This is a genomic window from Kitasatospora sp. NPDC002227 (genome assembly GCF_040296285.1).
Taxonomy (GTDB): Bacteria; Actinomycetota; Actinomycetes; order Streptomycetales; family Streptomycetaceae; genus Kitasatospora.
Window position 1 is genome coordinate 99,848 of the sequence record NZ_JBEOWY010000005.1, and the last position, 14,620, is coordinate 114,467.

Genomic DNA, 14,620 nt, shown 5'->3' on the forward strand with positions numbered 1-14,620 from the left:
TTACGCGCCACCTCGATGGACGCTGAAAGCGCTGCGCCTCGCCGCCCGGGCCACGGCCGGGTCGGGGTGGACGGAGCTGACGGCCGTCAGGACGGATGCGGCGCGGGGGTGGCCGGACTGGCGGGCCCGGTTGAAGAGGCGGACGGGCTCGCCGGCGGAGGCGCCCTCGACGTGGCCGACCAGCAGTTCCGTTTCGCCGTGGTCGAGGACGGCCGCGGCGGTGTCCACCCAGAGCCAGGCGGCGTCCTCGGCGGTCAGGACGTCGGAGGGCGAGATGCCCTCCTCCTCGGACTGCTCGGCCAGCCAGAGCAGGGCGTAGGGGCGCAGGACGGGGATCTCGACGGCCGCCCGGACGGCCTGCTCGGCGGTGCCGCCGGCGACCCGCAGGGCCTCGAAGGCGAGGCCGCGGCGCAGGGCGTCCTCGCCCTGGGCGGCGTCGAGCAGCTCGGCCACGGCGCGGTCCACCGGGCGGGCGGCGACCCAGGCGCGGTACTCGGCCCGGGCCGGGCCCGGGGTGTAGCGGGCGCAGGCGTCCAGGAGCTCCAGGGCGCTCTGCTCGATGTGGCCGGCCGCCGTCTGGGCGACGGTGCAGATCTCCTCCAGCTTGGCCCGCACGGCCCAGTGGCCCAGCGGGGAGAGCTCGGCGGCCTCGTCCCGGCGGACCACGGCGCCGACGGCCGCCAGGCCGTCCAGCATCCAGTCCAGGACGGCCGCCACGTCGGCGACGGCCGGCGGGGTGTCGACCTGCGGCTCGCGGCAGGTGCCGCGCACGGCGGAGACGGCCGAGGCGGCGTGCGGCACGGGCGAGAGCACCGCGGCGCCGGTGCCGGCGCCGTGGCGGCGCTCGTCCAGGCCCCGGCGGAGCAGCTCGAGCAGCTCGCTGTCGGCCACCGGGCCGGCCACCAGGTGCAGGAAGGAGAGCAGCTGCGGCGCCTGGTCCACGGCCTGCCCGGCGAGCACGGCGAAGACGCCGCGCAGCGGGGCGGGCGGGACGGGGGCGAGCAGCGTCCAGGCGTCGAAGAGTGCGGACCAGCCGCGGACCACGGCCTCGTCGTCGTGCTCCCAGGCGTGCAGGCGCCAGCCGGGGGCGGCGCCGCCGTCCCGGGCCTCCACCAGGCCGACCAGCAGGGCCTGGCCCCACGCCTTGGCGGCGGCGCCGACGGTCATGGCGAGGGCGCGCCCGGCCGCGCGGGCGTCCTCGGGGAGCAGTTCGCCCCGCTTGTCCACGCGCTCCAGCTCGCCCGCCCAGCGGGCGATCCTGACGGCGTCGGCGAGCATCCGCCGGGCCAGCGGAGCGAGCTCCGCGGGGGCGGGGAAGCCGTCCGGCACCGGCACCCGGCCGCGGCCGGGCTTGGCGGGCGTGCGGCGACGGGCCGGGCCGTCGGCCTGGCGGGGGCCGTCGGCACGGCGGGCCGCTCCGGGGAGACGGGTCACCGTCGCACCCGTACCGATCGTCGGCTGGAGCGGGGCATCACGGTCGCGCGGGTTCCGAGACGTCACGCCGTGCAGTCTTCCCCGTGCACCGGCCTTCTGTCACATCCGCCAACCGGCTTCTTTCGGCGCCAAGGCCGAACTGCCGCCGGAGATCGGGCAACACAGCGCAAACCGGGCCCTTGGCTGCCATGTCCACGCCATGAGCTGGTCAGGTTCTCGGTCAGGGCAGCGGGGTTCAGAGCAGCGGGGTGAGGAAGCGGCGCAGGGCCTCGGCGTACGCGTCGGGGTCGGCGTTCCAGAGGGCGGCGTGTTCGGCGTCCGGGACGGGGTGCAGGCTGACGAGCTCCTGGCGGTGGTGGGCGAGGGCGGCGGCGGCCTCGTACGGTGCGGAGGCGTCGGCCGGGCTGTGCAGCAGCAGAGTGGGGACGGTCAGGTCGGCGCCCGAGGCGAGGCGGGCGAAGCCGGCCAGGTCGACCCCGGTGCGGCCCTGGGCCGCGAGGGCGCCGAGCTCGGCGAGGGCGGCGGGCACCCCGGACCGGACAGCGTCCCGGCGGATGCTCGCGGACGGGTCGAGCACCGGCGAGTCGAGGACCAGGCCGGCGATCTTGTCCCGCCAGTCGGAGCGGGCCGCCGTCTGCAGCGCCATGGTCGCGCCCAGCGACCAGCCGTACAGCACGACCCGCCCGGCGCCGCTGTCCAGCGCGAGCCGCAGCGCCGCCTCGACGTCCCGCCACTCGGTCTCACCGAAGTGGCTCAGGCCGTCCGGGGAGGCCGGGGCGCCCTCGTCACCCCGGTAGGTGACGGTGAGGGTCGGCAGGCGCAGCGAGGCGAGGGTGGGGAGGGCCGGGAGGGCCTGCTCACGGCCCGCTCCCGGGCCGTGGACCAGGATCACCCAGGTGCCGCGTACGCCGGGCGTGAGCCAGGCCGGGAGCGGGCCGAGCTCGCCCACGGCGGTGGTCTCGGCGAAGTCCATCGCGAGCGCGGAGGTGGGGTCGCCGAGGAGCACCCGCGGGGTCATCCGCAGCTCCGTGCCGACGGCCAGGGTGCCGGCGTCGGCGCGCTCGAGGCGGCGGGTGACGCCCGCGGCGTCCGAGGCGAGGATCCCGCCGACCACGGCGTGGCCGTCCTCGCCCCACTCCAGCGCGTACCGCCCCGGGCGGGCGGAGTCGGGCGTCCGGGTCAGCGTCACGCGGCCCGGGCCCAGGGCCCGGACCTTCAGCACGGCGGGCGGGCGGACGGACTCCTGCTGGGCGGCGGCCGGGTTGACGGCCCCCTCGGAGAGCTTGCGGCCGAGCAGCAGGATCCCTGCTCCGGCGCCGGCGGCGGCGATGAAGGCGGCGGATTGCCAGCGCATGACGCTCCCTGGGAGTCGCTGGTGACGGACCGTTCGCACTCCATCCCACTACCGGGGGCCGGGGCCCGCCAGCCGGGGCGGCTGTTCAGGGGCCCGCCGGAGCCTCAGACCGGGATGTCGGTGTCGTGGCCCGCGAGGAGCTGCCAGAAGCGGTCGGGGAGCGGGGTGGTGGGGGCGGCGGCGGGGGTGCCCCAGGAGAGCGGGACCTGGTACTCGGACTGGAGGGCGGTCAGGACGGCGGTGAGGGCGGAGCGGGGGGCCGGGACCAGGCGGGCGAGGGGCCCCAGCTGGGCCTGCCAGCGGCCGTCGATGCTGCTGCGCAGGCACTGCTCGAACTCGTCCTGACGTCCGGTCACCCGGACCAGGCTCCGCAGGCCGATCCCGAGCACGTGGGCCAGGGTGTGGGTCTGCTCCTCGTCGCCGGACCAGCGGCCGATGGTCTCGGCCTTCGCGTAGGCCGCGAGCGAGAGCCCGAGCCGCTGGGCCGCCTGCTCCTGGGTGTACTCGCGGGCCACCCGGAAGTCCCGCAGGGTGGCCGGGGCTGCGCCCATCAGCTGGGCGGGCGGGCACCACAGGGCCCGCGCCAGCGCGACGAACTCCTCCTCGCTGGGCCGCAGCTCGCCGTTCTCCCAGCCGAGCACGTGCCCCGGCAGCAGCCGCACCCCGTGCGCCGCCATCCCCTCCGCCACCTGCCCCGGGGTGAGGCCTAGGCCGGCCCGGTGGGCCCGGGCGGCGGCCGGGGAGAAGGGGACGGGCGTGGGGGTGGCAGGAGGAAGCGGTCTGCGTCGCATACCTGGTGACCGTACGGGGGCCCCGCACGGCTCCCACAGCCGCTGAACACACGAACCCCGGCCCGCCGGGGCCCACCCGCCCCTGGCTGATCGCACAACCCTCGAGGGCCGAGCGGGCTCCGGTCTCGGAGATACTGACGGGTCATCGTCCGGCCCGCCGGGTGACCCAGCCCACCGTGACGGTTTGTTGACTCCCGGTCCGGGCGCGTGGTGGGATCTTTCAGCCAAACGGAGGCAAGGAGAGGAAGCCGGTGCGAGTCCGGCGCGGTCCCGCCACTGTCACCGGGCGCACGCGGAAGCGGCCCGGGAGCCAGGAGACTCTCACCTCCGGTTTCGTCGAGCCAGGGCGCGGACCCTGAGTGAGGACACCCGTCACCGTGGCGTACCTACCGCCGACCCCTCCCGCTGTGCGGTGCGCGCGTTGAGGCGGGGCACCGCCTTCGCGCTCGGCAGTGTGGTGGGGTACCTCGCCGACGTCCGTTTCGCCGACCCCAGGCGTGGCCACCCGGTGGCCGTCTTCGGCTCCGCCGCGCACCGGCTCGAGCAGGCCCTCTGGCGTGACCACCGCGGTGTGGGCGCCCTGCACACCGCCGTCTGCGTGGGCGGCGTCGCGGCCGGGGCCGCGCTGGCCGAGCGGGCGCTCGGGCGCCGGAAGGCCGGCCGCGCGCTGTTCGCCGCCGCCGCGACCTGGACGGTGCTCGGCGGCACCTCGCTGACCCGGGAGGCCCGGACCATCGGCGGCCACCTGCGCGCGGGCGACCTGACCGCCGCCCGGGAGCGCCTGCCGCACCTGTGCGGGCGGGACCCGAGCGGCCTGGACGAGGCGCAGATCGCGCGGGCCGTGGTCGAGTCGGTCGCGGAGAACACCGCCGACGCCGTGGTCAACGCGCTGATCTGGGGCGCGCTGGCCGGGGCGCCCGGCCTGCTGGCCTTCCGGGCCGTCAACACGCTGGACGCGATGGTCGGCCACCGCTCCCCCCGCCACCTGCGCTTCGGCTGGGCCGCCGCCCGCCTGGACGACGTGGCCGGCTGGCCCGGCGCCCGGCTCACCGCGCTGCTCGCCTGCGCCGCCGCGCCTTCGCCGGGCACCGCCTGGAAGGTCTGGCGCCGGGACGGCTCCTCCCACCCGAGCCCCAACGCCGGCCAGGCCGAGTCGGCCTTCGCGGGCGCGCTGGGCGTCCGCCTCGGCGGCACCCTGCAGTACGGCGAACGCGTGGAGCACCGGCCGGTGCTCGGCGGGGAGCTGCGGCCGGTGACGGTGGACGACGTGGAGCGGGCCTGTCAGCTCTCCCGCCGGGTGGGGGCGCTGGCGCTCGGTGTGACGGCGGTGGCTGCCGCGATGCTTAGGAGGAACAAGGGATGAGCGGCGCACTGCTGGTGGCGGGGACGACCTCGGACGCCGGGAAGAGCGTGGTGACGGCGGGCATCTGCCGCTGGCTGGCCCGGCAGGGGGTGCGGGTCGCGCCGTTCAAGGCGCAGAACATGTCGCTCAACTCCTTCGTGACGGCCGACGGCGCCGAGATCGGCCGCGCCCAGGCGATGCAGGCGGCGGCGGCCCGGATCGAGCCCGAGGCGGCGATGAACCCGGTGCTGCTCAAGCCCGGGGCGGACGGCCGCAGCCAGGTGGTGCTGCTCGGCAAGGCCGTCGCCGAGGTCGGCGCGCTGGACTACCGCGAGCGCAAGCCCGTCCTGCTCGAGCGCGCCCTGGAGTGCCTGGCCGACCTGCGGTCCCGGTACGAGGTGGTGGTCTGCGAGGGCGCCGGCTCCCCCGCCGAGATCAACCTGCGGGACCGGGACATCGCCAACATGGGCCTGGCGGTCGCCGCGAAGCTGCCCGTGGTGGTGGTCGGGGACATCGACCGGGGCGGGGTCTTCGCCGCGATGTACGGCACCCTGGCGCTGCTCTCCCCCGAGGACCAGCGGCACGTGGCCGGCTGGTTCGTCAACAAGTTCCGGGGCGACACCCGGCTCTTGGCCCCCGGGCTCGACATGCTGCACCAGCTGACGGGCCGTCCGGTGATCGGCACCCTGCCGATGCTGTCGGGCCTGTGGCTGGACGCCGAGGACTCGCTCGACCTGACCACGGTGGTCGACCGGGGCCTGGTCCAGGGCCCGTTCGGCGCCGACGTGCTGCGGGTGGCCGTGGTGCGGCTGCCGAGGCTCTCCAACTTCACCGACCTGGACGCCCTGGCCCAGGAGCCCGGTGTGCTGCTGCGCTGGGCCACCCGGCCCGAGGAGCTGGCCGACGCCGACCTGGTCGTGCTGCCCGGCTCCCGGGCCACCGTGGCGGACCTGGCCTGGCTGCGCGAGCGCGGCCTGGAGGCGCCGCTGCTCGCCCGGGCCGCCGAGGGGCGGCCGGTGCTCGGGGTCTGCGGCGGGTACCAGATGCTGGCTCAGGAGATCGTGGACCAGGTCGAGTCCAAGGCCGGGCGGGTGCCCGGGCTCGGGCTGCTGCCGACCCGGGTCGAGTTCGGCCGGGAGAAGGTCCTCGCCCGGCCGGTCGGCGAGGCGTACGGCGAGCGGGTGGAGGGGTACGAGATCCACCACGGGGTGGTGGCCGTGGAGGGCGGTTCTCCGTTCCTGGACGGCTGCCGGGAGGGGGCGGTGTGGGGCACCACCTGGCACGGCGCGCTGGAGAACGACGGCTTCCGCCGGGCCTTCCTGCGCGAGGTCGCCGAGCTGGCCGGCCGGGCCTTCGTCCCCGCGCCGGACACCTGCTTCGCCGCCGCCCGCGAGGAGCGCCTGGACCGCCTCGGCGACCTGATCGAGGAGCACGCCGACACCGACGCGCTGTGGAAGCTGATCGAGGGCGGGGTGCCCGCCGAGGGGCTGCCGTTCGTACCGCCGGGCGCGCCCCGGCCTCAGGAGAGCTGAATGACTGACGTCCGATACCCGTTCACCGCGATCGTCGGCATGGCCGACCTGCGGCTCGGGCTGCTGCTCAACGCGGTCTCCCCCGCCGTGGGCGGGGTGCTGGTGCGCGGTGAGAAGGGCACCGCGAAGTCGACCATGGTGCGCGCGCTCGCCGGGCTGCTGCCCGAGATCGCGACCGTCACCGGCTGCCGGTTCGCCTGCGACCCCGCCGGGGCGGACCCGCAGTGCCCGGACGGGCCGCACGCCGCCGCCTCCGGCACCGACCGGCCGGCCCACCTGGTGGAGCTGCCGGTCGGCGTCACCGAGGACCGGATCGTCGGCTCGCTCGACCTGGAGCGGGCACTCGCCGAGGGCGTCAAGGCGTACGAGCCCGGGCTGCTCGCCAAGGCGCACCGGGGTGTGCTCTACATCGACGAGGTGAACCTGCTGCAGGACCACGTGGTGGACCTGCTGCTCGACGCCGCCGCTATGGGCCGCTCGTACGTCGAGCGCGAGGGCGTCTCGGTGCGGCACGCCGCGCGCTTCCTGCTGGTCGGCACCATGAACCCCGAGGAGGGCGAGCTGCGGCCTCAGCTGCTCGACCGCTTCGGCCTGACCGTCGAGATCGCCGCCACCCGGGAGCCGGGCGAGCGGGCCGAGGTGGTGCGGCGACGGCTCTCGTACGACGCCGACCCCGCTTCGTTCGCGGCCGCGTACCAGGCCGAGGAGGAGGCGCTGGCCGGGCGGATCACCACCGCTCGCGCGCTGCTGCCGCAGGTCGAGCTGACGGACCAGGCGCTGCGGCAGATCACCGCCGTCTGCGCGGCCTTCGAGGTGGACGGGCTGCGGGCGGACATCGTGATGGCCCGCACCGCCGTCGCGCTGGCCGCCTGGAACGGGCGGCTCGAGGTGCTCGAGGAGGACGTCCGCAAGGCCGCGCAGCTGGCGCTGCCGCACCGGCGGCGGCGCAACCCCTTCGACGCGCCAGGGCTGGACGAGGAGCAGCTGGACCGGACGCTGGCCGAGCACGCCGCTTCGGACGACTCCGCCGACGACGCGGCCCCGGAGGGCAGCGACCCTTTTGACCGAGCGGGGTCGGGGGAGGACGGCCCCGGCCCCGAAGGTCCTGACGGCCCGGAGGGCGGCGACGACGGCCCGGACGGTGGCCCGGACGGTGGCGGCGGCGGGGCTCCCGAGCCTTCGGCTCGCTCCGCGCCTGCCACACCCGAGGCCGGCCCGGAGGCTTCCGACGCTCCGCCGCCGGGCAGCGGTGCGCCCGCGCCCTCCGGGGGCCCGGTGGCGGCGGCCGGGGAGCCGTACCGGACCAGGCTGTTCAAGGTGCCCGGGACGGGCAAGGGTGCCCAGGGGCGCCGCTCCCCCGCCGAGACCGACGGCGGGCACACCATCCGCTCCCGGCGGCCGCAGGGCCTGCTGGCCCGGCTGCACCTGAGCGCGACGCTGCAGGCGGCCGCCCCGCACCAGGTGGCGCGCGGGCGGGCCTCGCGCGCCCTGGTGCTGCGCAAGGACGACTTCCGCGAGCAGGTGCGCCAGGGGCGGGAGTCGAACCTGGTGCTGTTCGTGGTGGACGCCTCCGGTTCGATGGCGGCCCGGCAGCGGATGACGGCCGTCAAGGGCGCCGTGCTCTCGCTGCTGATGGACGCCTACCAGCGCCGGGACAAGATCGGCCTGATCACCTTCCGCGGCTCGGGCGCCGAGCTGGCGCTGCCGCCGACCTCCTCGGTGGAGGTGGGCGCCGCCCGCCTGGAGCAGCTGCCGACCGGCGGCCGCACGCCGCTGGCCGCCGGTCTGCTGCGGGCCCATGAGGTGCTGCGGGTCGAGCGGATGCGGGACCCGCACCGCCGCCCGCTGCTTGTCGTGGTCACCGACGGCCGGGCCACCGGCGGCAAGGACGCGCTGGCCCGGGCCGGGCAGGCCGCCGGGCTGCTCGGCGCGCAGGGCATCGCCAGTGTGGTGCTCGACTGCGAGGCCGGGCCGGTCCGGCTCGGCCTGGCCCGCACCCTGGCGGGTCAACTCGGCGGCACCGCCGTCACCTTGGACGAGCTGCGCGCCGAGGGCGTGGCAGCACTGGTGCACGCGCACCGATCCGTTGGCAAGTTCGACCGAAAGGCTGCCTGAGCCATGCCGAAGGGCGTTCCCGAGTCCGTCCCCGACGACGGCCTGACCACCCGCCAGCGCCGTACCCTGCCGATCACCGCCGTGCACACCGGCCCCGGCAAGGGCAAGTCCACCGCCGCCTTCGGGATGGCGCTGCGGGCCTGGAACCAGGGCTGGTCCGTCGGGGTGTTCCAGTTCGTGAAGTCGGCCAAGTGGAAGGTCGGCGAGGAGAACGCGCTCAAGGTGCTCGGCGCGTCCGGCGAGGGCGGCAGCGTCGCCTGGCACAAGATGGGCGAGGGCTGGTCCTGGGTGCAGCGCTCCGCCGAGGCGGAGATCTCCAGCGAGGAGGCGGCCAAGGAGGGCTGGGAGCAGGTCAAGCGCGACCTCGCCGCCGAGACCTACCGCTTCTACGTGCTGGACGAGTTCACCTACCCGATGCACTGGGGCTGGGTGGACGTCGAGGAGGTCGTGCAGGTGCTCCGGGAGCGGCCCGGCAGCCAGCACGTGGTCATCACCGGCCGCTACGCGAAGGAGCCCCTGCTCGAAGTCGCCGACCTGGTCACCGAGATGACCAAGGTCAAGCACCCCATGGACGCCGGCCGCAAGGGCCAGCGCGGTATCGAGTGGTAGACCGGAAGCTCCGTTGAACATCCCCCGCCTCGTCATCGCCGCGCCCTCCTCGGGCGCGGGCAAGACCACCATCGCCACCGGCCTGATGGCCGCGCTCAGCGCGCGCGGCCTCAAGGTCTCCCCCCACAAGGTCGGCCCGGACTACATCGACCCGGGCTACCACGGGCTCGCCGCCGGGCGCCCCGGGCGCAACCTGGACGCCTTCATGTGCGGCGAGCAGCGGATCGCCCCGCTCTTCCACCACGGCGCGGCGGGGGCCGACATCGCGGTGGTCGAGGGCGTGATGGGCCTCTTCGACGGCGCTGCCGGGCGTGGGGAGCTGGCCTCCACCGCGCATGTCGCGAAGCTGCTGCGGGCGCCGGTGGTGCTGGTGGTCGACGCCTCCTCGCAGTCCCGGTCGGTGGCCGCGCTGGTGCACGGCTTCGCCTCCTGGGATCCGCAGGTGCGCCTGGCCGGGGTGATCCTCAACCGGGTCGCCTCCGACCGCCACGAGCAGCTGCTGCGGGAGGCGCTGGAGGAGGGGTCGGGGGTGCCGGTGCTCGGCGCCGTGCGGCGGGCTTCGTCCGTCGCGACGCCTTCTCGGCACCTCGGGCTGGTGCCGGCCGTCGAGCGCTCGGCCGAGGCGGTGGCGGCGGTCCGGGAGATGGGCGAACTGGTCGCCGCGTCGGTCGACTTGGACGCTGTGGTCGCGCTGGCGCAGAGCGCTCCTCCGCTGGGAGGGGCGGCCTGGTCGGCGGCCGAGGAGGTGTCCGCGGCGGCCGGGCGGCCCCGGATCGCGCTGGCCTCGGGGGCGGCGTTCTCGTTCTCGTACGCGGAGAACGCGGAGCTGCTGGCGGCGGCGGGGGCGGAGGTCGTGCCGTTCGATCCGCTGCGGGATTCACAACTCCCGGAGGACGTCCGGGGGTTGGTGATCGGCGGCGGCTTCCCGGAGATGTACGTGGGCGAGTTGAGCGCCAACGTGCGACTGCGGGAGGAGATCGCGGCTCGGGCTGCGGCGGGGCTGCCGGTGAGCGCGGAGTGCGCCGGACTGCTGTATCTGGGGCGGGAGTTGGACGGGGAGGCGATGTGCGGCGTGCTCGACGGCTCCGCCCGGATGACGAAGCGGCTGACCCTTGGCTACCGGGAGGCGGTCGCGCTCGGGGACTCCGTCCTGGCCCCGGCGGGCACGCGGGTCCGCGGCCACGAGTTCCACCGCACCGTGGTCGAGCCGGGGGCGGGCGAGCAGCCGGCCTGGGGCTGGCGGGGGCCGGACGGGACACCGAGGACGGAGGGCTTCGTCCAGGGCTCTGTCCACGCCTCGTACCTGCACCTGCACTGGGCCGGCGCACCGGAGCTGGCCTCCACCTTTGTGGGGCAGTGCCTTCGCTAGGGGCGCGGGGAACTGCGCGAAATCGGGAGAGGCGTCGCAGATCGGCTTCGCATGGAGCCAGTTGCACTATCCCAGGGGCGCGGGGAACTGCGCGAAGCGGGAGGCCGCGGGCCGGTTCCTTCCGCTTCGCGCAGTTCCCCGCGCCCCTGGCGGTGCTGCCCCAGAGCAGGTGCTGCCCCAGAGAAGGTACTGCCCCAGAGAAGGTACTGCCTCAGAAAGTGCTACCCGCCGAGGTAGGCCTCGCGGATGCGCGGATCGTGGAGCAGGTCGGTCGCCGGCCCGTGGACGGTGATGGTGCCGGTCTCCAGGACGTAGGCGCGGTCGGCGAGGGCGAGGGCCTGGGCCGCGTTCTGTTCGACCAGCAGGACGGTGGTGCCCTGGGTGTTGATCTCGCGGATGATGTCGAAGAGTTGGGCCACGATGATGGGGGCCAGGCCCATCGAGGGTTCGTCGAGCAGCAGCAGGTCGGGCCGGCCCATCAGGGCGCGCCCCATGGCGAGCATCTGCTGTTCGCCGCCGGAGAGGGTGCCGGCGGCCTGGCGGCGGCGTTCGGCGAGGCGGGGGAAGAGGGCGAAGACGCGGTCGAGATCGGCCGGGTCGGCCTTGCCGAAGCGGTAGGCGCCCATCCGGAGGTTCTCCAGGACGGTCATGTCGGCGAAGACGCGGCGCCCCTCCGGCGAGTGCCCGATGCCGAGGCTCACCACCTGGTGGGCGGGGACCCCGTCGATCCGCTCGCCGCCGTAGCGGACTTCGCCCGAGACCGGCTGCAGCAGGCCCGAAATCGTCCGCAGCGTGGTCGACTTGCCCGCGCCGTTGGCGCCGAGCAGGGCGACCACCTCGCCCTGGCGGACGGTGAGGTCGATGCCCTTGAGGGCGGTGATCGCGCCGTAGCCGACGTGCAGGTCGACGAGCTCCAGCAGGGCGGGCGCGGCGGTGGCGGTGGGCGCCTCGGTCTCCACGGCGACGGTCACAGCGTGCTCCCCTCGTGCTGGGCGGCCTCGGCGCCCAGGTAGGCCTCGATGACGGCCGGGTCGCGCTGGACCTCGGCCGGGGTGCCTTCGGCGATCACCTTGCCGAAGTTGAGCACCACCACCCGGTCGGCGACGGACATCACCAGCTTCATGTCGTGCTCGATCAGCAGCACGCCGACACCCAGCTCCCGGTTGATCTGCCGGATCAGCTCGGTGAGTTCGAGCTTCTCGGTGGGGTTGGTGCCGGCCGCGGGCTCGTCCAGGAGCACCACCCGGGGGTCGGTGGCCAGCGCCCGGGCGATCTCCAGGCGGCGCTGGTCACCGTAGGAGAGCGAGCCGGCCGCCTCGCCCGCCCGGGTGCCGAGGCCGACGAACTCCAGGAGTTCGCGGGCGCGTTCGGCGCTGGTGCGCTCGGCCCGGCGGGCGTGCGGGAGGCCGAGGGCGATGGCGAGCGGGCCGGTGCGCTGCCGGGTCTGGGCGGCCACCTGGACGTTCTCCAGCGCGCTCAGGGCGCCGAACAGGCGGATGTTCTGGAAGGTCCGGGCGACGCCGAGCCGGTTCACCAGGTGCGGTTTGCGGCCGAGCAGCTGGTGCGAACCGCCGTCCGGGGAGCGGAAGGTGACCCTGCCCTCCTGCGGCTGGTAGACGCCGGTGAGGGAGTTGAACAGCGAGGTCTTGCCCGCGCCGTTCGGGCCGATCACGGCCAGCACCTCCCCCGCCCGCATCCGCAGGGACACCTCGGAGAGCGAGGTGAGCCCGCCGAACCGCAGCGTCAGCGCCTCGGCTTCCAACACGGCTTCAGAAGTGGTCACTTCGCACCTCCCGAGGTGCGCCGGCGGGCGGGCAGCAGGCCCTGCGGGCGGTAGATCATCATGGCCACGAGCAGCGCGCCGAGGTACATGAAGCGGTCCTTCTGGTCCACCACGTCCTTGAGCGCGTGGGGCAGCCAGGCCAGCAGCCCGGCGCCGAGCAGCACGCCGGGGACGGAGCCCATGCCGCCGAAGATGACGTACGCGAGCACCAGCACCGAGTACAGCAGCGGGAAGTTCTCGGGGTTGATGAAGCCGACCTTGCTCGCGTAGACCACTCCGGCCGCGCCCGAGGTGGAGGCGCCGATCGCGAAGGCCATCAGCTTGTACCGGACGGTGTCCACGCCGTGGGCGGCGGCGGCGACTTCGTCCTCGCGGATGGCGATCCAGGTGCGGCCGACCTTGGAGTGCTCGAGCCGGCGCAGCACCAGGACGACGGCCACGACCAGGCCGAGCAGCAGCCACCAGTAGTCGAGCGGGTCCAGCTTCCAGCGGTACTGGATCGGCCCGAGGTCGATCGAGAAGTGCGGGATGCCGAAGACGCCCATCGAGCCGCCGGTGAGGCCGTCGGAGTTCTTGGCCACCAGATAGATGACTTCGTGGAAGCCGAGGGTGACGATCGCCAGGTAGTCCCCGCGCAGGCGCAGGGTGGGCCCGCCGAGCAGTACTCCGGCGACCAGGCAGGTGGCCATCGCGACGGGGATCACCAGGAAGGGGTTGAGGTGGACCGGCGGCTGGACCGGCAGCCGGCCGGTCCAGAAGGCCGCGCTGTAGCCGCCGATGGCGAAGAAGGCGACGAAGCCGAGGTCGAGCAGCCCGGCCCAGCCGATCACCACGTTGAGCCCGAGGGCGAGCAGCACGTAGATGCCGACCCAGTCGACCAGCACCTGGTTGGTGGCCTTGCTGAGGGTCAGCGGCACGAAGATCAGCAGGGCGAGCACGACGAGCACCCCGCCGAGGCGGACGGCACGCCGTTCGGCGGCCCAGGTGCGGGCCCGGGCCGCCGGGCGGACGGCCCGGCGCAGGGCGGTGCGGACGGGGGCGCCGAGCTCGGCGAGCAGCCAGGCGGCCACGCCGAGGCCGAGGAAGGCCCAGAGCCGGCCGCTGGTGAGGCTGCCGCGCAGCGAGTACAGGAGGTCCTTCCCGCTGCCCTGCTCGCCGGTCATCACGGTCAGCAGCGCGCCGAGGGCGAGCAGCGCGCCGAGGCGGCGCCAGCGGGGCTGCTGGTGCCAGCGGGTGCGGCGCAGCCGGGCGACGTCCACCACGACGGTCTTGGGACGGTCCTGGAGCACGGTACTCATGCGGACCTCCTGACGGAGCTCGAAGGGACGAGAGCGGTAGGGGTGCACATCAGGCGGCCCGCCCGAGCTTGACGCCGAGGATGCCGGTGGGGCGGAACATCAGCACCGCGACCAGCACCACGAAGGCGGCGGCGTAGCGCCACTCCTCGCCGAACAGGGGTACGTCGAAGTTCTCCACCAGGCCCAGCAGCAGGCCGCCGAGCATCGCGCCGCGGATCGAGCCGACTCCCCCGAGCACGGCGGCGGCGAAGGCGGTGATGCCGGGGTTGAAGCCCATGGTGAAGGAGACCTGGGTGTTGAGACCGAACAGGAACCCGGCCACCCCGCCCATCAGCCCGCCGATCAGGAAGGTCCGGGAGATCACCCGATCGGTGTCCACGCCCATCAGCGAGGCGGTCTCGGCGTCCTGGGCGAGTGCCCGGATACCGGCGCCGAGGCGGGTGCGGTTCACCAGCAGGTCGAGCCCCGCCATCATGGCCAGCGCGCAGCCGAGCAGCAGGAGTTGGGTGATGGTGACCCGGGCGCCGAACAGCGTGAACACCACGTTGTTGTCGTACAGGTGGGGCATCGGCAGCGGGTCTCGGCCGAACAGCTTGCCCGCGAGGTTGTACAGGAAGAAGGAGGCGCCGATGGCGCTGATCAGGAAGATCAGCTTGGGCGCCCCGCGCCGCCGCAGCGGCCGGTAGGCCACCTTCTCCAGACCGAAGGCGGTGGCGCCGCCGACCAGGGCGGAGACCACCAGTCCGGCCAGCACGAGCAGCACCGAGCCCAGTGCGGAGGGGTGGGCGGGGGTGATCGCGGTCAGCACGATCAGGCTGCCGAAGCCGCCGAGCATGAAGACCTCGCTGTGGGCGAAGTTGATCAGCTGGAGCACCCCGTAGACCAGGGTGTAGCCGATCGCGATCACCGCGTACAGGGCGCCGAGCGCCACTCCGGGGACGAGGTAGTCCCAGAACTCGTACAGCGACATCGTGCGACTCCTTCTCCGGGGTC

Annotated in this window: 12 protein-coding genes and 1 riboswitch; of the genes, 5 read left to right on the forward strand and 7 right to left on the reverse strand. The window is 74.8% G+C overall.

All coding sequences use genetic code 11. The annotated features are described in order from the left end of the window. The 3 genes from ABT095_RS06530 to ABT095_RS06540 all read right to left on the reverse strand — a co-directional run bounded on the left by ABT095_RS06530 (nt 1) and on the right by ABT095_RS06540 (nt 3,579). Complete coding sequence (locus tag ABT095_RS06530) at nt 1–1,500, reverse strand: hypothetical protein (RefSeq protein WP_350528161.1); 1,500 nt, start codon at nt 1,498–1,500, stop codon at nt 1–3. A gap of 169 nt (nt 1,501–1,669) precedes the next feature. Further along, nucleotides 1,670–2,788: an alpha/beta hydrolase family protein gene (locus ABT095_RS06535; protein WP_350528162.1), complete on the reverse strand. Its 1,119-nt coding sequence runs from the start codon at nt 2,786–2,788 to the stop codon at nt 1,670–1,672. 104 nt (nt 2,789–2,892) lie between these two features. After that, nucleotides 2,893–3,579 (reverse strand): helix-turn-helix domain-containing protein, encoded by a 687-nt coding sequence (locus ABT095_RS06540; protein WP_350528163.1) that lies wholly within the window; start codon nt 3,577–3,579, stop codon nt 2,893–2,895. 194 nt (nt 3,580–3,773) lie between these two features. Beyond that, nucleotides 3,774–3,919, forward strand: a riboswitch (cobalamin riboswitch). 81 nt (nt 3,920–4,000) lie between these two features. On the opposite strand from ABT095_RS06540, the gene ABT095_RS06545 reads away from it, so the two are divergent. Genes ABT095_RS06545 through ABT095_RS06565 form a run of 5 tightly spaced genes read left to right on the forward strand, consistent with a single transcriptional unit; the run spans nt 4,001 to nt 10,546 of the window. Further along, nucleotides 4,001–4,942 carry a cobalamin biosynthesis protein gene (locus ABT095_RS06545; protein ID WP_350528164.1) on the forward strand — a complete coding sequence of 314 codons (942 nt, stop codon included), beginning with the start codon at nt 4,001–4,003 and terminating at the stop codon, nt 4,940–4,942. Continuing rightward, a complete protein-coding gene (locus tag ABT095_RS06550) occupies nt 4,939–6,453 on the forward strand; it encodes a cobyric acid synthase (RefSeq protein WP_350528165.1) in 1,515 nt (504 codons plus the stop codon). The genes ABT095_RS06545 and ABT095_RS06550 overlap by 4 nt, the downstream gene beginning before the upstream one ends. Beyond that, nucleotides 6,454–8,568: a putative cobaltochelatase gene (locus ABT095_RS06555; protein WP_350528166.1), complete on the forward strand. Its 2,115-nt coding sequence runs from the start codon at nt 6,454–6,456 to the stop codon at nt 8,566–8,568. It begins immediately after the preceding gene. Between the two features lie 3 nt (nt 8,569–8,571). After that, nucleotides 8,572–9,177 (forward strand): cob(I)yrinic acid a,c-diamide adenosyltransferase, encoded by a 606-nt coding sequence (gene cobO, locus ABT095_RS06560; RefSeq protein WP_350528167.1) that lies wholly within the window; start codon nt 8,572–8,574, stop codon nt 9,175–9,177. A 13-nt stretch (nt 9,178–9,190) separates the two neighbouring features. Next, nucleotides 9,191–10,546, forward strand: a complete 1,356-nt coding sequence (locus tag ABT095_RS06565) for a cobyrinic acid a,c-diamide synthase CobB (protein ID WP_350528168.1) — start codon at nt 9,191–9,193, stop codon at nt 10,544–10,546. A 221-nt stretch (nt 10,547–10,767) separates the two neighbouring features. On the opposite strand, the gene ABT095_RS06570 is transcribed toward ABT095_RS06565, so the two are convergent. From ABT095_RS06570 to ABT095_RS06585, 4 genes are read right to left on the reverse strand one after another with little or no spacing between them, the layout of a single operon-like run. Then, on the reverse strand, nt 10,768–11,517 hold the full coding sequence (locus tag ABT095_RS06570) for an ABC transporter ATP-binding protein (protein WP_350528169.1): 750 nt from the start codon (nt 11,515–11,517) through the stop codon (nt 10,768–10,770). Beyond that, nucleotides 11,514–12,329: an ABC transporter ATP-binding protein gene (locus ABT095_RS06575; protein ID WP_350528170.1), complete on the reverse strand. Its 816-nt coding sequence runs from the start codon at nt 12,327–12,329 to the stop codon at nt 11,514–11,516. Before ABT095_RS06575 ends, ABT095_RS06570 begins: the two co-directional genes overlap by 4 nt. Beyond that, complete coding sequence (locus ABT095_RS06580; protein WP_350528171.1) at nt 12,326–13,627, reverse strand: branched-chain amino acid ABC transporter permease; 1,302 nt, start codon at nt 13,625–13,627, stop codon at nt 12,326–12,328. The genes ABT095_RS06575 and ABT095_RS06580 overlap by 4 nt, the downstream gene beginning before the upstream one ends. A gap of 49 nt (nt 13,628–13,676) precedes the next feature. Then, complete coding sequence (locus ABT095_RS06585; RefSeq protein ID WP_350528172.1) at nt 13,677–14,597, reverse strand: branched-chain amino acid ABC transporter permease; 921 nt, start codon at nt 14,595–14,597, stop codon at nt 13,677–13,679. Between the last annotated feature and the right edge of the window lie 23 nt (nt 14,598–14,620).